The organism is Paenibacillus vietnamensis (assembly GCF_020169515.1).
GTDB lineage: Bacteria > Bacillota > Bacilli > Paenibacillales > Paenibacillaceae > Pristimantibacillus > Pristimantibacillus vietnamensis.
On record NZ_JAHMHW010000001.1, the window covers coordinates 965,200 to 984,080 of the forward strand.

Annotated in this window: 10 protein-coding genes; 7 read left to right on the forward strand and 3 right to left on the reverse strand. The window is 51.8% G+C overall.

Annotation, left to right across the window (positions count from 1 at the left end; genetic code table 11):
* Positions 1-303 precede the first annotated feature (303 nt).
* Positions 304-1,764, forward strand: a complete 1,461-nt coding sequence (locus KP806_RS04305) for an Msr family ABC-F type ribosomal protection protein (RefSeq protein ID WP_224722298.1) — start codon at positions 304-306, stop codon at positions 1,762-1,764.
* Between the two features lie 288 nt (positions 1,765-2,052).
* The gene (locus tag KP806_RS04310; RefSeq protein ID WP_224722299.1) at positions 2,053-8,211 is read left to right on the forward strand and encodes a fibronectin type III domain-containing protein; all 6,159 of its coding nucleotides are present in this window, start codon (positions 2,053-2,055) and stop codon (positions 8,209-8,211) included.
* 63 nt (positions 8,212-8,274) lie between these two features.
* On the opposite strand, the gene KP806_RS04315 is transcribed toward KP806_RS04310, so the two are convergent.
* Entirely contained in the window at positions 8,275-9,342 is a 1,068-nt protein-coding gene (locus KP806_RS04315) for a glycoside hydrolase family 88 protein (RefSeq protein ID WP_224722300.1), read from the reverse strand.
* Between the two features lie 155 nt (positions 9,343-9,497).
* On the opposite strand from KP806_RS04315, the gene KP806_RS04320 reads away from it, so the two are divergent.
* Positions 9,498-10,385, forward strand: a complete 888-nt coding sequence (locus tag KP806_RS04320) for an AraC family transcriptional regulator (protein ID WP_224722301.1) — start codon at positions 9,498-9,500, stop codon at positions 10,383-10,385.
* 50 nt (positions 10,386-10,435) lie between these two features.
* Here KP806_RS04320 and KP806_RS04325 read toward each other — a convergent pair whose 3' ends face one another.
* Positions 10,436-12,052, reverse strand: a complete 1,617-nt coding sequence (locus KP806_RS04325) for a response regulator transcription factor (protein WP_224722302.1) — start codon at positions 12,050-12,052, stop codon at positions 10,436-10,438.
* 2 nt (positions 12,053-12,054) lie between these two features.
* A complete protein-coding gene (locus KP806_RS04330; protein ID WP_224722303.1) occupies positions 12,055-13,809 on the reverse strand; it encodes a sensor histidine kinase in 1,755 nt (584 codons plus the stop codon).
* 115 nt (positions 13,810-13,924) lie between these two features.
* Between KP806_RS04330 and KP806_RS04335 the strand changes: the two genes are divergently transcribed.
* From KP806_RS04335 to KP806_RS04350, 4 genes are all read left to right on the forward strand, one after another.
* Positions 13,925-15,415, forward strand: a complete 1,491-nt coding sequence (locus tag KP806_RS04335; protein ID WP_224722304.1) for an extracellular solute-binding protein — start codon at positions 13,925-13,927, stop codon at positions 15,413-15,415.
* A 94-nt stretch (positions 15,416-15,509) separates the two neighbouring features.
* The gene (locus KP806_RS04340; protein ID WP_224722305.1) at positions 15,510-16,949 is read left to right on the forward strand and encodes an ABC transporter substrate-binding protein; all 1,440 of its coding nucleotides are present in this window, start codon (positions 15,510-15,512) and stop codon (positions 16,947-16,949) included.
* 88 nt (positions 16,950-17,037) lie between these two features.
* Complete coding sequence (locus KP806_RS04345; RefSeq protein ID WP_224722306.1) at positions 17,038-17,961, forward strand: carbohydrate ABC transporter permease; 924 nt, start codon at positions 17,038-17,040, stop codon at positions 17,959-17,961.
* Entirely contained in the window at positions 17,961-18,839 is an 879-nt protein-coding gene (locus tag KP806_RS04350; protein WP_224722307.1) for a carbohydrate ABC transporter permease, read from the forward strand. Before KP806_RS04345 ends, KP806_RS04350 begins: the two co-directional genes overlap by 1 nt.
* The last annotated feature ends 42 nt before the right edge of the window (positions 18,840-18,881 follow it).

Genomic DNA, 18,881 nt, shown 5'->3' on the forward strand with positions numbered 1-18,881 from the left:
GCGGATTTCACCACTATGGTGGGCTTTTTTTGACTTGCTTATTTTTACGCATGAGAACATCGAACGCGATCCAATCGGCTTTTTTCTATGCCTTGTTTCGTGCTGTTCTGACGCGTATTTTATGCAGACCCAAGCCCGCATGTGGACATGGGTCTGCATTTTTTATTGTATCCAATAAGAAAGAGAAAGGAGCAATGACGATGCGCAGCATACACTGGTACTTCTTTACCTGATCCTCCCTTCGCAAATCGCAGGTCAGCCTGCGATAGGGACAATTCTGCGATTTATGAAGGAGGATCATTCATGTTATTGATAAAAGCAAAAGATATTTATGTGGAATATTTGGGACGTGATGTCCTCGATATCGGCCAGCTGGAATTGTATGATTACGACCGGATCGGTCTGGTTGGTGCGAACGGAGCCGGAAAGAGCACGCTGCTTAAAGCATTACTGGGTGAAATCCCACTGCAGAGTGGCAAGATCGACAGAGAAGGGACGTTTACCTATATCCCTCAGTTGGAAGAAGCGAACGATAAAGGAATGCAAGATTATGCCATAGCGTGCAAATTAGGCGTCAACCGGGTACAAGCGGATACGATGAGCGGCGGGGAAGAGACGCGGCTAAAAATAGCTCAAGCGCTGTCAGGAGAGGTGCACGGCATTTTTGCCGACGAACCGACATGCCATCTGGACCGCGAAGGCATAGACTTCCTTGTAAATCGCCTTAAGCATTATACCGGAGCCCTGCTCATCATCAGTCATGATCGATATTTCTTGGACCAAGTAGTTGATAAGATCTGGGAGCTGAAGGATGGGAGGATCACCGAATATTGGGGGAGCTATACGGATTATTTCGCCCAGAAGGAAGAGGAACGAAAAAGTCAGGTTTCCCAATTTAAACAATACGCGGCGGAACGAGATCGGCTGGAACTGGCTATTGAGGAGAAGAAAAACCAGGCTCGGAAGCTTGACCAGAAGGAAAAGAAAGCAGACAAAAAAAACAGTACGGAAAGCGGCGGACGCCTCGGCCATCAAAAATCTCAGGGCAGCAAGCAGAGGAAGCTTCATAACGCAGCCAAAAATATGGAACGGCGAATCGAAGCACTAGGCAAAGTTACCGCGCCTGAATCCATACGAAACGTTCAGTTTCGGCAGAGCAAAACGCTGGAATTGCACAATCCATTTCCGATTACAGGAAACGGGATTAACAAACGTTTCGGAGACAAGGTGATTTTCGACAATGTGTCATTCCAGTTCCCACTCGGGGGCAAGATTGCGATAACCGGTACAAACGGAGCTGGAAAAACCACATTGTTCAACATGATTAGCGATCGTGAGCACGGTATTACGTTATCGCCCAAAGCGGAAATCGGCTATTTTGTCCAAACCGGTTACAAGCTCGATCACAATCAGAACATGATGGCATATATGCAGGAAAACTGCGAATACCCCGTTTCGGACATTCGAGCGGTACTTGCGTCCATGGGTTTCACGCATCAAGATGTTCGCAAAGAGCTATCGGTATTAAGCGGCGGTGAGATGATCAAGCTCCAGCTGGCCAAATTGCTGCTGGGGCGCTACAACATCCTGCTTATGGATGAACCGAGCAACTTTCTGGACATTCCCGCTGTAGAAGCGCTTGAAAACATGATGCGTAAATACGCAGGCACCATCGTATTTATATCGCATGATGCCCGTCTGCTCGAGAGTGTAGCCGATCAGGTGTATGAGGTAAAGAATAGACAGCTTATACGATTAAAATAAAGACAAATAAGGGGATAGACCATACCTTTCTCTTTTATTGTGAGTACGGAAAGAAGCGGCCGCATGATGGCGCCGCTCCAGCCGTGCTCTTTTTTCGGGTTAAAAGACCCATTCGAATGCGCGTTCCGACCAAAATTTCGTCAAGACGGTATGATCTGTAAAAAATATAAAGATCCCCAAAAATGATGAAGTTTTCGGACAAGCCAGTTTTGGTATGCTTACAACATGATTGCGATAGCGCATCGTAAGTGAACATTTTTTGCCAATCATAACCTAGGGGGAAAACGAATGAAAATCCGAAGGCTAATCAGCTCGATACTGATTACGGCCATGCTGTTCGCCCTGCTGCCTGCTGTTCATGTAAGCAATACCTATGCATCCGGAACACTTTATTTTTTTGACGACTTTGAAGGCGGCTTGTCCGACAAATGGGACATCGGCGATCCAGCGCGGTGGACGCAAGTGACGGATACGTCCCGAAACTCGCAAGTGCTTAGAGGAAACGCGTCCGTCACGCCCAAGACAGCTATTGTCAAAGCCGCTCAGATGCCCAGAACAAGCACCGACTATATTGTAGAGTATTGGGCAAAATCCGATGACCGTTATCGAACCTATTTCCGTTATGCCGACGCTTTCAATTTTTATTTTCTGGAATTCAGGAAAGATACGACTACAGGAAAAGTATGGGTGAGCTGTTGGAAGCAGCAGCCGCTGGGCACGCAGGCGGTCGGAAGCAGCGTGGATATAACGGCCGCAGTCGGAGTGCTGGACGATTGGAAGGCATATAAGCTTGCAGTCGTCGGCAATGCATTCACCCTTTATATCGATCATCAGCAGGTTGCGAATTATACGGACAGCAGCGTGCCGGCGGGCGGCGCAGGCTTCGGATTGAAGGCGCTTTCATCCAGTGCGACCACCAATGTTTGGCTGGATCAAGTGCGCATCTACGAACACGATATAGAGCCTCCTGCCGCGCCGGCCAATTTGACTGCAAGCGAGATTACGGATATTAGCGCCCGGCTTGATTGGGATCCCGCTGTGGACAATATCGGAATCGACGGCTACGAAATTTGGAAAAACGGTGTCCTGACAGATACCGTGCCTGGCGCCGCGTCCGGCTACACAGCTGGCGGTTTGGCACCGGAGACCTCTTACAGCTTCACGGTCAGAGCTTTGGATATAGCCGGCAATGCCTCACCTTACAGCGGCGAGGCGGTCGTCACGACGCTTGTCACCACGGATCTGACACCGCCGACGGCACCCGGCAATCTGACCGTCACCGGCCAGTCGTCGACGTCCGCCGCGCTGAGCTGGCAGCCGGCATCCGACAATGTAGGCGTTACCGGCTACGAGATCTATAAGAACGATATGCTGCTGACAACGGTTGCCGGCAATGTGCACGACTACTCCGCCGTCGGCCTGTTGCCTGCAACGGCCTATCAGTTCGTTGTGAAAGCAAGAGATGCCGTTGGACAGGTGTCCGAACCGAGTAATCCGGTAACGGTGACGACCGACGAAGTCCCCTTGACGATCGCGCATACTCCCATAACGGAAACGTATTATTACAAGGATGTGCCGTTGCAGTTTGCAGTAAGCGAGACGGGTTCGCCGGTCAGCGGGATTTTGTATTACAGATACGGCAATCGTGCCTATCAAGAGGCGGTTCTTACCGAAGAACCCGGCAAGCTGTTGAAGCATGTGGTGCCGGGCTCCAATTCGACAAGCACAATAAGCTATTATATCGAGGCCTCCGACGCGGAAGGCAGGCATGCCCGTTATCCGGAATCCGGAACTGTAACGATAAACGTTCATCCTTTCGAAAGCTACTTTAACAGCTTTGACGAGCAGGCTCCGGGAACGATTCCCGCAGGATGGACGTTCAGCGATCCGTCTCGGATCAAGGTGGTCGACCTCGGGGACGGTAACCAGGCTTTGCATATGCCCGGAGCGCCGGGATTGGCCAATTTAACCGCCAGGTTATCCGATCCCGCATACGGCAGCATCGACAGCTTTACGATCAAGTTCAAAGCCAAATATGCCAAAGTCGGCAATGAATATTTGAATATTTGGAGAATGAGATACAGAGCGCAGGATGCCAATAACAACAACTCCCTGGAATGGGGAAGCCATAACAGCAAATATTTTATTATGCGCAAAACGACCCTGGGCGGCAACTATTACGTCGCCAATTACATCAATTCTCTGGAGAACACCTGGCATGACTACGAGCTTCAGGTGTCGGGGATTACCCATCGCCTGCTGATTGACGGCCTGGTGGTGATGGAAGCCGATGACGCGGATGCGGAAAATCTGCTCAAAGGATATTTGGAATTCGGCACCGTCATCGGTATCGATCTGTATATTGACGATTTCAGCGTCGAGAAGCTTGCCGTTCCCTATATATACAAGATCCAACCCGCAGGGGATTATTCAGGCATTTATTCGTCTATCCAAACCCCGGGACTGGACATTACGATCGACAGCAAGGATGAAGGACACGTCTACAAGGTCGATTACAACGTATACAACGCCCAAGGAGAAAAGGAGCTGCTCCGTTCCGGCAGCAAAAGCTATACGCTCAATCCATATGAATCCGCAACGGACACGTTGTTGTTTGATCCTCCGCTGCAGACGACGGGCACGTACGAGATTGTCGCGGATTTTTTTGTAGATGATATTAAAATTGCGGATAAAACAAAACGGATGAGATTTTCCGTAGTTGACAAACATGCGGATGTTGCGGCGATTGACCTGGATATGGAGAGCAAGTTCGGCTTCAACACCCATTACAGCCTGAACTGGCGGGACGATATTATCGACGGCATGCGCAAGGCCGGTGCGAGGCATCACCGGAGCCATATGATCTGGCAGGCGATCGAAAAGGCAAAAGGGGTATACGACTTCAGCGAATTTGATGTCTATCTGAACAAGCTGAGCAGCTTCGGCTTCAACAGCATTCAGCTGCTGGACATGAAATCCAATCCGGTGTACCAGAACGATCTGGCCACCTCCAGGGAAGCGCTGCAGGGGATGTCCAACTTTGTCGAGACGACCGCGAACCGTTACAAAGGAAGCATCCGGCATTGGGAAATGCCCAACGAGCCGGAGCTGACGTTCCATCCAGGTTCCTTCTACATTCCGGAGGAGCTGGTAGACATGCAACGGGCCGCCTATATCGGGTTAAAAAAGGCGGATCCGGACGCTGTACTGATTGCCGGTGACCACACGTCAAGCGTGCTCAGCGTACTTCCGCGGGAGCTTGCTGTCGGCTCTTACTATTACAGCGACGCTTATTCCTATCATCCTTACATTTATGACGCGATGCCGGAGACCAAGCTGAGAAGCTTTATTGACGGGGTCAAAAATCTGGTCAACGAATATGGGGGATGGAAGGATTATTATATTACGGAGGGCGGGTGGCCGACGGCCAAATCCGGATATCCCAATGTGACGGAGGAGTTCCAGCGGGACTACATTATCCGATCATTCCTCATCGATATGATCAGCGATCAAGTAAAAGTATGGGAGTACTACGACTACAAAAACGACGGCAGCGACGAGAGTCATTACGATATATTCTGGGGCATCACCGACACGGACGGCAGGCCGAAGCTGGCGTACAATGGCGTACACACTTTGATGACAACGCTGGACCGGGTTCATTACGCAGGCAGGCTGAATACGGGCGACGATCAAGTGGAGGCGCATGTCTTCATCAAGGACTACGAGCCGATTGTTGTGGCGTGGAAGCATGTCAGCCATAAGGATAATCCCGCCGTCGTATCACCGACCGCCGTGCTCACGATTCCGGTATCGACGGACCAGGTCACAGTCAAGGACGTCAACGGCAACGAAAGCGCGGTCCAGACGCAGAACGGGACGGTCAACGTTACCGTGTCCGGCTCACCCGTGTATATCACCGGCACAGGCCGTGAACTGGTTTACAGCTCCGCGCAAGTGCTGCTGGCCGATAAATACGCCGAGTCTGCAGCTAAAATAACGGCCATGCAGACAGCGGACAACGGAGCGGCGATCGAAAGCGATCTGCAGCAGCTTGCAGCGATCAAATCCAGCGTGGACGGCGGACTGGCGCATCATACGTTGGGCGGCAAAGCCGGTCGACTGAAGCAAGCTATTGTCGATGTTTACGCTTTGATGAGCGAATTGGCCACCCAGATCAAACAAGGAGAAGCTGCCGATGCCAAAGCATACGTGGCCATGGAAGCGTTGTACAACTACGCGGAAGCGGTATCCAAAGCGCTGATTCAGGTGAAAGGCTCCGAGGACATACAATCGGTCGAGCTCGATTTCTCGGATAAAGCCCAGGCCGCAACAACCGCTTACTCAATAAAAAAAGGGCAGAGCGGCCTCATGCCGGTGTCAACCGCCGCCGTTATGCGCATGAACCGCTACGGAAGATTGGCCGGGACGAACAACAGCCGGGGGGACTTCGCCGAAGCATATGTTTACAATTTTCTGGCGAGAGAGTTTGCTGCTGCTGCTGAAGCTATAGTCGGCGCGGAGCAGGTCAAGCCGATTCCGGTTCTGCTGTACGTATCATCCTATCTGATGAGCGGGGAAGCAGGTTTCACCAGCAATCTCGACGTATCGTTAACAAATCATTCGGCCGCCGCTCAAGAGGTCGTCACTGCCATTACGCTTCCGGACGGCTGGGATGACGTACAGACACAATCCATGCAGTGGACGGAGCAGCTGCAAGCCGGCAGTTACACGGACCGCCAGGTGCCGATCCAAATCCCCGGAAGCGCGGAAAAAGGGACTTATGAAGTAACGGTCGAGACGACGGTTGACGGAGTGCCTATTGAAAGCAAAGTGGTCAAAATCACCGTCGACGACGCGATTGCAGCCAAGATTTTGCCTGTGACCAAGTCGATTGACCAGCTGACGGAGGTTACCGTCCAATTGACGGGAATATCGCCGCACGGTAAAAACGGCAAGGTCGTACTGACGGGACCTGACGGAACGCCGCTTGAGCCGGTCGACACGGATACGTTCACGAATCTGCAACAGGGGCAGACAATCACCCGGGCGTTCAAATGGACTTACGGAAGCATAAACGACTTTAACAGCTACCGTAACCAGCTCAGAATTATCGACAGCGGCACGGGCGAGGACATGTTCAGCGACAATGAGGCGCTGCTTGACTTTACCATCGTCCAGAAAGCAGGAACGATCGTTATCGACGGGGAGCTTGACGACTGGAAGGACGCATACCCGATCCATTTGCGGGGTGCGGCGCGCAATAACAACGGAGTGTACGACAAGTCTAATTTAAGCGCCGTCGCTTATCAGAAATGGGATGAAGAGAACTATTACATTGCCGTTGAAGTAACCGACAATATACACAAAAATTCCGAGGACGCTTCGAACATGTGGAAAAACGATTCGCTGCAAGTTTCATTTGATCCGCTAAACGACAAGGGCGGCTCGTATGGCAGCGACGATATGGAATGGGGCTTTTCGATGAACGACACGGGAGCACTCCATACCATCATTTTCAAATCCAACTCTCCGAATCCAAACGGAAACGTCACGGGTCAGGTCCCTTTCCAGGCCGTACGGGATGAAAACAGCAAAAAAACGTTTTATGAAATCCGCATTCCGAAAACGATGATTCATGATTTGCAGCCGCAGTTGGATCGGGTAATCGGCATAAACTTCGCCATTAACGACGCGGACTTCCAGAACGGAAGGGACAATTTCCTCCAGTGGACCTTGGGGCTGGCGGATTCGAAAAACCCCGGTTTGTACGACAGCTTTACGATGATAAACGTAGAGGTTTCCCCCGATCCGGGGGAAACCGGCATCATCCAGCTGCCCAAGCCGACAATCGGTACGAACGGAGCGTTGATCGCAGAGGTGAGCAGGGCAGTGTTGGAGAAGGCCATTGAAGGCGCGGGACGCAACCGGTCACCGGTTGTGATCAACATCCCGGAGACGGATGGAGCGGCGCGTCTGATCGTAAAAATGCCTGCCCAGCCGCTCCGGTCGGCGAAAGCCCGGGAGGTCGGGAAGCTTGAAATCGTGAGCGGCATGGCTAAGCCGTCGATTGCGATCGATTCTCTCCGAAACGCCATTAAAACAAAGTCGCAGCAGCTGGAGCTTTCGATCGAGATGCTGGATCCGGAGCAGCTAGAGGATCCGTTGCAAGACCGGCTTCAGAACAAACCCGTTTACCAGTTCCAATTCTCGGTAGACGGAAAAGAAACGGGCAATTTAGCCGGAAAGGCTCCGATAAACATTGCGGTTCCTTATACCCTGCAACCTGGGGAACAGCCGGGCCGGCTCGTCATGTACAATATCAGACGCGGCAGCGGAGGCAAGGCCGAGCTGAAGCTTGTGAAGGATAGCTCCTATAATACCGAAACCGGCGAACTGACGTTTATAGTGAAACAATTCGGCATATATACAGGCTTCCATCGCTAAGTCGGCAAGAAATGCAGCATACAGCAACAGTGCCGCTGCCCGGCAGCGGCACTGTTTGCATACTTATTGTTGACCCGGCAAATACGCGGACAGCAGTTCCAGCATCAGCCCTTGCCCATAAAGCGTCGGCGTCAGTTCGATCCGGTTGTAAGCTTCCAGGGTAGGCATGACGGGCGTTCCGGTCGATACTTGACGGACGGCACCGCTAAGATTAATCAGGGAGATCAGGGACTGTAAGGTGAGCTGATTTCCGTCCGCAGCGGTAGGCTCCAGGCAGCCGATTCGTACGCCATGGTAGAGACCGGCCGCGATGCCGGCACTTCCCGAAGCTTCTTTATAGAAATCTGGACGGTCCAGCACGGTGTGCCATAAGCCGTCTGCGGCACGGAAACCGATCAGACCACGCATAAGTTTGCCATATGCGTCGAAGATTTCTTGGGGTACACTGACAACGTCCCGCACCTGTTCGATAATCAGCGGCGCGGCAAGCGCGACCCAAGCGTTGGCGCGGGCCCATTTGGCTCCCGACATATGGTTCCGGTTGACGGTATCCCAGCCGTGATAGAGAACTCCCGTCTCCGGGTCCTGCAGCGCCTTGAAATGGACGTCCAACTGATGCAGCGCTTCGTATGCATACGTTTTGTTGCCGGTCAGGGCCGCGATGCGGGACAGAAACAGAACGGCCATATAAATCGTATCGGCCCATATCTGCTTCGGGTACGATGCGTCGTCTTCGGTGAACGTGTGCTCGAAAGCGCCTTCTCCGGCTCGCGGCGCTTGCTCAATCATCCAATCGGCGATTTCGATCGCCTGATCGAGGTACAGACGTTCTCCGGTCAGCCTGTGCAAATCGGGGAAAATCGCAAACGGCGCCATCGAGTTGACGACCCGGACTTGAAACGCTTTGGATTTGTTCCGGTCTACCCAATCCAGGAGCTGATATTTGACCGCTTCGTTACCGGTTGCCTTGTAATAGGTCAGGATCGATGCGGCGCCGACTCCGGGCACCCAGTCCCAGGCGTTCATGTCCATGGCCCAATTTCCCGTGTGGTCCAACACCATATAACGGTAAACAGCATCCGCCTTGCTTGCCAATAACTTATTGAACTGTTCTTGAGCCGCTTCGTTCATCCTATTTTCCTCCCGCATTTTTATGTCGTGCCTATAATAAAAATAAACGTGCCGCGGCTGCGCGGGCTAGGGGAATTTACCGGAATGGTTGGGGTATCGTCCATAATGGTCTGCCGATCCGGCAGCAAGCCGAAATAGAGAGGAGAGAATTGCTTATGATACAAACAGATGATCGGACCAATCAAATGCTGGCCGTTTATCCTGTCCATTGTCAATTTCGGGATAAACCGATCGAGCAGCGGCATGTTCATTCTCATGAAGGGTTTGAGCTGTATTTTTGCACCTCGGGCACAGGTATATTTGTCGTTCAGGATCGGATGATGCCTCTTCGTCCCGGCACGGTTTTCCTGATTCCGCCGCATATCCGCCACGCGCCGCGACAGAAGGAGGGGCACCGTCTGGATCGATGGGTCGTGTCCGTTTCGCAAAATTATATGTATCGTATGCTTGAAGCGCATTCCGAACTGGCAGCCGCTTATCGTGACGCGATGCCGGGCGGCAAAACTCCCGAATGCCGGATGCTTCAGCTTGGACCGGGTTCCGCGGTCAGGCTTCAGGAAATATTCCGCACCTTGGCCGGCGAGCTGACGATGGAGCTGGCTTTAAAAAACACGGCGGTGCAGGCCAAGCTCGTTCTGGCGCTAACCGAGCTCGAACGGGAAAAGGAGGCTCCGGAAACGGGAGGACGAAAAATGTCGGATGAGATGACCGGCATTGCTGAACGCATACTCATCTATATATCCGAACACTTTGAAAAGGAGATTAAGCTGGAGCATTTATGCGCTGCTTTTCATATTTCCAGATCCCACTTGTCGCAATTGTTTAAGCGGACGACCGGCCTGACGGTGAACCGTTATTTGGTGACGTGCCGGATCAACAAAGCGAAGGAGCTGCTGACGGCAACGGGGTTGAACGTGATGGACATCTGCGAGCTGTCGGGGTTCCAGGATATTTCCCATTTTTGCAGTACCTTTAAGAAAGAGACGGGAATGACGCCAAGCGTATACCGCGAGCTGTATTCCGCCAATCTGCGCCTGCCCTGACAAGCAAACTACTATTACCGTCCCCTGGCGGCAAAAGCCAAGGGCCTGCGCTACGTACGCAAGCCCTTACGGTATTCATTGGGGGTCATTCCCGTCATCCGTTTAAATACGGTACAGAAATGGGGGTAGTTTGTAAAACCGACACGTTCCGCCAGCTCGTAATTTTTCAACTGCTTATCCGTCAGCAATTGTTTGGCTTTCTCAATTCGCTTCAGCGTGACAAAGTCCAGGAAGTTATTGCCTGTTTCCTGCTTGAACAGATGGCTCAAGTAGCTGGCGTTCATATGGATATGGTCGGCAACAGTGGCCAGCGTGATCGTTTCCGACAAATTTTCGTAAATGTATTCGATCGCTTTTCGAATTTCGGCGTGCTGGGACCCAAGCTTATTGTGCTGGTGATCTGAACGCGATCGGAGCAATATGTCCTCTACCGTCTCGAACCAATCGGCTGAATGGCATGTATCCTCAAGCAGCTGGAAGTCCTTACGCGACAGCGGGAGATTCGCATCCTCCATCATGACGACGGTGCGCCGCTTCAGAACGGCAGGGGACGGATGCATGGCAAGAGTCCAGTCACGCAAAATACCCATTCCGTTCATACGGGCGCCGGTATCAACCGACGACCAATAAGGAAGCACACGTTCCGCCAGATGTTTCCATTCGGACTCGGGGATACGGTGCGTCACATATTGCTTGTAATCATGCGGAAAGTAACAGGTCCGGTGTTCGGTGTAGAAGACAACACCCGAGGCGTCCCTGGCCGCTTTGGCAAGCACGGACAGCTGATCGGGATCGCCGGAAGCGTCACTGAAACCGCAGACGGTGGGGACATCCAAATATTTGGACATCCATTGTGCAAGCCGCCGGATGAAATGCTGCAGCAGGCCTTCCGAACGGGATTTGCTTTTATGATCGGGAATAGCCAGCATCACCCAGCATTCGCATGCCTGGCCGGCCGGAAACACCTCCGCGGCTGTCAGTTCGCCGGCAATTTCGTACACCGCCTGATGAAAGGCGAAGTCGACAAGCGAAACATCCCGTTCCGGATATTTGGCCAAAAAGCGGCAGCGGTTGATCAAGCCGACATACCCCATCCTGACTTGTATGTTAGGGTCTGCGTAAACACTATCCAGCGCATTCATCCAGAACGGATTGGAATGCTGCTGACCGCGCATTAAATCTTCCATGGCCCGTTTGCGGATTTCCCAGCGATGCGTCAATTGCAGGCGGTTGGCGTCGTTCATGCGGGTTTGCGCCTCTTTCTCGGCGTTAATCCGAATCCTGGCTTTATGGAGGGTCGCTTCTATATCAGGCTTGTTCATTGGAGCCTTCACCAGGTAATCAAGGGCGCCAAGCGCAACGGCATGCTGCGCATAACCGAATTCCTTGTGCGCCGTCAGAATAATAAAACGGATTCCCGGGAAATCATGGCCCACCGTTTCCATTAACGCAAGTCCGTCCATGACCGGCATCGTAATATCCGTGACGATCAAATCGGGTTTGTAAACAGCGCATTTCTCCAGAGCCTGCTGTCCGTTCTCGGAGGTGGCCACAACCTCCATCCCGCAGGAGGCCCAGTCGATTTCGGTGCATAACGTTTGGACGACCATATATTCGTCATCTACAATCAGAACGCGCAAGTGCGCCGGATTTGTGGTGCTGCTCATTGCTATCGCTCCTTTTGATAGGGGTAATGGGGAATCGTCAACCGGATGGCGGTGCCTTCTCCCGGCGTGCTGTTGATATGCAGGGAGGCTTCGCTCCCAAAGTACAATCGCAGCCGTTCATGGACGTTGCGCACACCCATGTGATAGTAGCTGCGGCTCGAGGAGGTGGAGGAGTGCGAGGAGGAATGAACGGACAGCGCTTCGGCTTGCTCCCGGCTCATGCCGATTCCGTCATCGGCCACCTCGATGTCGACGACCTGCCCGCCTTGCCGGAGCATTCCGACAATGACGACGGTTCCTGCGGTTTCCGCAGGCAAAATGCCGTGAAAAATCGCGTTTTCGACCAGCGGCTGCAAGGTAAGCTTCGGTATACGGAAATCAGCCAGCGCCTCATCCACCTCGATCTCCACCGTGAACCGTCCGGGAAATCGAACTCCCAGCAGGTAGGCGTAATGTTTGACTCCTTCCAGCTCTTCGCCAAGCGGAACAAGCTCATCCACTTTGTCCAGGTGAAAATGCATCAAGTTGATCAGGCTGACGATCATCCGGTCTACTTCGTCGCTTTGTCCCCGCTTGGCCAGATAGCTGATCGAATTAAGCGTATTGTACAAAAAATGAGGCTGAATTTGCGCTTGCAGCACTTTGAGCTCGTAATGCTTCTTCGACGTTTCCGTCTGCACGAGATTGTCCATCAGATCACGAATTTTATACACCATCGTGTTGAAGCTTTGGGCAAGTACGCCGAATTCATCCGTTGTGTTCATCAGCACGCGCGTATGGAAATTGCCGGCGCTGACCCTGCCCATTTGCTTTACCAGCAGAGCGACCGGCCCCGCGATATAGCGCGTCACATAGAAGGAAATAACGGCGGACAGCGCAATGCCAAGGAAGGCGATAACAAAGGCATACCGCTTCAAATCGTCCAAAAAACGATAATAGCTTTCGGTCTGTACGATAGATAATATTTTCCAATTCCAACGGTTGTTTTTTTGCATCGTCACGATAATCCCGTTGCCCTGATCATCAGACATATTCCATTCTTTGGAATTAGAGGAGAGCAGGCGGTCCAGCGGGAGATTGTGAATGCTGTACGTTTTGCTGTACACGTCGTATTGGACATAGCGGTTTTGTACGGAGACGGGAACATTGCCGGCACTGAGAACGAGCAGTTCCTTTTCCGTTGTCGCGTCCCATACGCCATAGGAGCTGAGGATGCTCTGCAGATCGACATCCAGGGCGAGGACAAGGTTACCTTCGGAATGAGCGATGGCCGTTGCAAGCGTGACGGTGTAGTCCGAAACCTCGGACACATAGGGCTCCGATATGAATATGCCGGGCGTTTGGTTGGCCGCGTGAAACAATTCGCCGGCGCGGGAATGTCCCCGAATGCTCCACAAAAAGGAGGAGGACCCGACAATTTCGTGATCGGGTTTGATGATATACAGATTTCGCACATCAGGCGACCAATACAGCTTGTAGCTCTCCAGCAGCGCCTGTATATCCTCCTCGCGGTCCGACAGCAGCCTGGCATCTCTGGACAGCACAAGCAGGTTGCCATGAATATTTTTGGCAAACTGATTAAGCAGCGCTTCCGTGCGGCCGAGCAATTGGGACGTATATTTCGTTTGCTGTTCGGAGAACTGGTCGATAATAATCCGTTGCGATATATATCCAAGCAGAAGCAGCAGCCCGAGCGTCGAAAGGAAGGTCAGGATAAATATTTTTTCCCGCAAACCGTACCGGAACATTCTCTTCATGGGCTTCGTCTCCTTTTAATACAATACTATATGCGAACGCTTGCTTTTTTTCGAAATCTTGTGATCTTGTTTTGAATCTTTTGGTATGATGATGGAACGAGGAGGTTGTACCGTTATGGACAGACTCAAACAAGCGCTGGCCGTTGCGCTGCTCCTTGCGTGCACAGGCTGCATGGGAATATCCGAGCCCTCCCGGACGCTTGTCCCGCTTGAGGTGGAAAGATGGTATCCTTCGGATGTGGTGTTTCCGAAGCCGGATCAGGACCCGGTGCTTCAGGCGATCCGCTCGGAGCTGAGGATTGACCTCAGGCTTACGTTTTCGACCGGCCGTTCCAACGATTGGAGGTCGAAGATGGGATCTCGCATCGCTGCAGGCGATTATCCGGATCTGGTTTATTTTTTCAATATGATGGATTACCGCAGCGCGCGCACCGAGGGCTGGCTGGCACCGCTTAATAATATTGTAAATGAAAGGAACTATCCTGCAAATCTTGATTATTTGACCCGCTCCCTGCTGCAGAATATTGCGGACGAAAACGGCGTCTATTACGGCATTCCGAATCGGCCCCCCCTTCTGTTGGAAGGCATGTTTATCCGTAAGGATTGGCTGGATAAGCTTGGTTTGCCCGTTCCCCGTACGACGGAGCAGTTTGCCGAAACGGCGATCGCTTTTGCTGTCAGCGATCCCGACGGCAACGGCAAACGTGATACATACGGTTTTACATCGGGGGGCGGAGGATGTATGAGCTGCCAGGATTTCTGGGAGCTGACGTCGGCTTTCATAGGGGCACCCGGCATGGACGAAAATTTGGCTCCCGACGGTTCCGTTCGGGGCGGCTGGACCAGCCCGGAATATCGCTCTTACCTCGTCTATATGCGCGGGCTGATGGAGAAGGGGGCGCTCGACCCGGATCTTATCACCAACGATTTGAACCGCAAGGAGCAGAAAATCAAACAAGGACAAGTCGGCATTTTCCACAGCACGGGATATCCGAAGGAGCTGATTGCCGAGTTAAAAAAGAACGATCCGAGTGCGGAAGTCATTTATATGGAGCCGATTGCCGGTCCGGCAGGCAAAGGTACCCACGGACCCAAAATCGTCAACTCCACCGCCATCGGCATCAGCATTAAGGCGGCCCGGGATCCTGTCAAGCTGGCCAAAGTGCTGGAGCTGATCAACTGGATGAACGGCCCCGGCGGGGAGAAGCTTCTCACAGAGGGACACAAACGCGAATCGGCGGATTATTTGAATGTATATAACATAGCGGGCGAAAATCCGATCCGGAGGCCGGACATGCTGCTTAAGCTGTTTCCGGACGCCGGGGAAGCGGCGATTATGCGCAAGATGCTGTTATATACCGGAAACGCCGGAACGCTGTACGGGCTGGGCATTGCTGCGGAGCGTCCGCTCCCGATCGATGATTTGAAAAAATATCGGGAGCAGATGGCGGCGATGTTCATCTATGGCAAGGCCGGACTTGACGATGAGGGATGGGCCGAATATGTGAAAACTCACGATACGACGCATAACGGCCTTGCGGTGCGCGAAGCGATGATGCAGGACTTGCAAAAGCACCGTTCTGACTTAAATCCAAAAAACGAATAAGGTAATTCCAAAAAATCAAAACGTTTAATCCCTGTCCCGCCCCTTATAATGAGTGTCGAGTGGAACCTTCACACCATTAGAAAGGGGTATTTTTATGGTAAAAAGGAATTTCATAAAAATGGCGCTTGCCGCATGCCTATCGTTGATCCTTGTGTTGACCGGATGCAGCACAGAGGAAACGCCGGGAGCAAATCAAAGTCCGGAGCCCGGAACGGCGTCCGATAAGCCGGTCGAAACGGATAAGACGCAGCAGAAGATTACGCTGACAATCCCGTACCCGAAGCCGGATAAGGAAGCCGAACGCAAAGCTGCCGACGACAAGATGAAACGCTTCAAGGAGAAATATCCGAATGTCGAGTTCAAGACCTCGGACTGGTTGTACAGTGAAGGCGGAGCCGCCACGTTAGCGGTGAAGATGGCTGCGAACGAAGCGCCTTCTTACTACAATACGTATGCGACGGAAGCCAAAGTGCTGACGGAGAAAGGTTACGCTGCGGATATTACGGAATTTATGAACAAGTACGAATATGCCGATCAGTTCAACCGTTCGTTGTTTGATATCTTCAAAATCGATGACAAGGTATATGCCGTACCTACCGATGGATATGTAATGAGCATAGGGGTCAACGCCAAGCTGTTCAAAGAAAAGAACGTTCCGCTTCCTCCGCTTGACTGGACCTGGAACGAACTGTTGGAAGCCGCCAAAAAAGTGAACGATCCGGCCAAAGGGATTGCGGGATTTGCGGTTGCCGCCAAAACGAACGCTGCAGGCTGGAATTTCACCAACTTCCTGTATCAGTCGGGAGAGTTTGTCGAAGCCGTGCAAGACGGGAAAGCTACGGCAACGTTTAATTCAGAAGCGGCGGCGACGGCGATGAAGTTTTATAGAAATCTCCGCTGGGATGCGAATGTACTGCCGGGGGATTGGAATTTGGCGAATCCTGATCTATCCGCCCTGTACAAGCAGGGACGGCTGGGCATTATCCTCCATGCCGGTTCTCTGAACACGGCGATCAACGACGGCGGCATGAGTCCGGACGATGTGCGGATCTATCCGCTTCCTTCGATAGAGAAAGGAAAGCCTAATTACGCCATTACCGGCGGAAACTACTTTGTCATCAATCCGAAGATTTCCAAGGAAGAGCAGGAGATGGCTTTCAACTATATCGTGTTCGACTTCTTTCAGGACAGCGGCATCGCAGCCGAGGAGAAGACGGTGCAGGAGCGTCAGGCAAACAATCAAATGCACATCCCGTCAAGCATTATGTACTATGAGCAAAACTCCGAATACGGCCAAAAAGTGCAGGCCATGTATGACAAATATCCCGGCGTTGTATACAAATACGATCCGGCGTTCCTGTCAAGCTTCTCGACAAACGCCATGCCGGAGCCGCCTTTCTACGCCCAGGATTTTTATGCGGAAATGACCAATATCATTCAGGAAGTGTTTACGGACAAAAATGCGGACTACCGCAAGCTTCTAGCGGATGCGCAGCAGAAATTCCAAGCCGATTTTCTTGACAAAATCGAATAACGGCGACTAAGCAGCACATACGAATCCGATCCGGTGCGATTGAAGCCGGATCGGATTCCATCTCAATCGGGAAGCCGGGAGGTTTATTATGGAAGCTAAGGTGAAACAGATTGGGAAACCTCTAACGCCAAGCTTGCACACCGCGCTTCGCAGGTGGAGGCCTTACCTGTGGGGGCTTTTGTTCCTTTTGCCGGAAATTATTATTTTTAGTGTTTTCCAGTGGAAACCGATAGTCATGAGTATATATTACAGCATGACAAATGTGGACGTCATTCATGGAAACAGCTTTGTCGGGTTCGAAAATTACAGGAGGGTATTCGAAGACGATGCAATACTGATAGCGGTCAAAAATACACTGTATTACGTTTTTCTCGGCCTTGTGATCGGATTCTGGGTGCCGAGCGTCGCCGCTTTGGCTCTGTCCGAGCTTCGCTGGTTTCGGGGAACGGCCCGCCTGATTGTATATTTGCCGAACATCGTTCCGGCCGTCGTCCTGTACGGCATGTGGAAATGGCTGTATGATCCGATCGGCCCGGTCAACCAGTTTCTGGGCTGGTTATCCATCGAACCGGTCCGGTGGCTGACGGATAAAATGTGGGCGATGGCCTCCATTGTTTTCATGAGTACATGGCAGCATTTCGGTGCAACGACACTTATTTATCTTGCAGCCATACTCGGCGTGCCGAAGGACCTGTATGAGGCGGCCGAAATCGACGGCGCTAGGGTTTGGCATCGTATTATCTATATCACGCTTCCCTCCATCAAAATGATTTTTCTGTTAATGTTTGTTATGCAGTTCATCAGCACCAGCCAATCGTACGAGGCTCACTTGGCGATGACGGACGGCGGGCCGAACAACGCCACTTTAACCTATATGCTGCATGTGGTGAAAAACGGATTTTATAAATTCGACTTTGGCAAAGCATCGGCTATGGGCGTGCTTATGTTTGTCGTTCTGACCTCACTGTCGGTTGCGCTTTATCGCCTTCAACGAAAGGAGGACCACGCTTGATGGATTCACGTGAAAGGGGTATGATTTCCAACCAGGATTTGCGGAACCCGATTGTGCGCGTCGTATACACGGTTATGGTTGCTGCGCTTGCAGGTTTGACCGTCACGATGATATACCCGTTTCTAACGACGATATTTAATGCTTTTAAGTCAAAACGGGATATTTTTACGTTTCCTCCCAAATTGCTTCCGCAGGAGTGGGTATGGACCAACTTTACGGAAGGCTGGGAATTTATCAGCTTCGGAAAATATTTTTTGAATACGATGTACATTTTTGGCGGTACGATGTTTTTTTCCATTTTATTTATCGGAATGGCTTCCTTCAGTTTGGCACATCTGAGTATCCCGTACCGCAAAGGCTTTACGCTGTTTTTTATGTGCACGCTGCTCATTCCCGGCTCGACCTATATGATTCCTAATTATTTGAATCTGAAAGAGCTTGGGCTCATCAATACCTACTGGGCGCTGTGGCTGCCGGCGGCAGCCAACGCGTTCTGGATTTTGCTGCTCAAAAACTTTTTTGACGAGCTGAACAAGGAACTGTTCGAAGCGGCCCGCATCGACGGCGCTTCCGAGCTGCGCTGTTTCCTGCAGCTGGCCATTCCGCTCTCTATGCCGATTGTATCGACGCTGTTTATTTTCGGTTTTACCTATGTATGGAATGAGTGGTTTTGGACGGGTATTCTTCTATCAGACGCCGATAAGTATCCGATTGCTACGGCTGTTTACAAATATGTGATTTCGGGCGAAAACAATTCGATCGGCGTCAACGTTCAATTCGGCGTGCTGACGATTGTGATGCTTCCTCCGCTGCTTGTGTTTATATTGCTCCAGAAGCAAATCATACGCGGCGTCAATTTATCGGGCGTCAAAGGGTAGGGCGGGCAGTAGTCCTGAAACTGCAGCATTCGGTATTCATTT

What these genes read in the sequence shown, in the direction of transcription:
- KP806_RS04305 (WP_224722298.1), top strand. Translation starts at nt 304, where the DNA reads ATGTTATTGATAAAAGCAAAAGATATTTATGTGGAATATTTGGGACGT.
- KP806_RS04310 (WP_224722299.1), top strand. Translation starts at nt 2,053, where the DNA reads ATGAAAATCCGAAGGCTAATCAGCTCGATACTGATTACGGCCATGCTG.
- KP806_RS04315 (WP_224722300.1), bottom strand. Translation starts at nt 9,342, where the DNA reads ATGAACGAAGCGGCTCAAGAACAGTTCAATAAGTTATTGGCAAGCAAG.
- KP806_RS04320 (WP_224722301.1), top strand. Translation starts at nt 9,498, where the DNA reads ATGATACAAACAGATGATCGGACCAATCAAATGCTGGCCGTTTATCCT.
- KP806_RS04325 (WP_224722302.1), bottom strand. Translation starts at nt 12,052, where the DNA reads ATGAGCAGCACCACAAATCCGGCGCACTTGCGCGTTCTGATTGTAGAT.
- KP806_RS04330 (WP_224722303.1), bottom strand. Translation starts at nt 13,809, where the DNA reads ATGAAGAGAATGTTCCGGTACGGTTTGCGGGAAAAAATATTTATCCTG.
- KP806_RS04335 (WP_224722304.1), top strand. Translation starts at nt 13,925, where the DNA reads ATGGACAGACTCAAACAAGCGCTGGCCGTTGCGCTGCTCCTTGCGTGC.
- KP806_RS04340 (WP_224722305.1), top strand. Translation starts at nt 15,510, where the DNA reads ATGGTAAAAAGGAATTTCATAAAAATGGCGCTTGCCGCATGCCTATCG.
- KP806_RS04345 (WP_224722306.1), top strand. Translation starts at nt 17,038, where the DNA reads ATGGAAGCTAAGGTGAAACAGATTGGGAAACCTCTAACGCCAAGCTTG.
- KP806_RS04350 (WP_224722307.1), top strand. Translation starts at nt 17,961, where the DNA reads ATGGATTCACGTGAAAGGGGTATGATTTCCAACCAGGATTTGCGGAAC.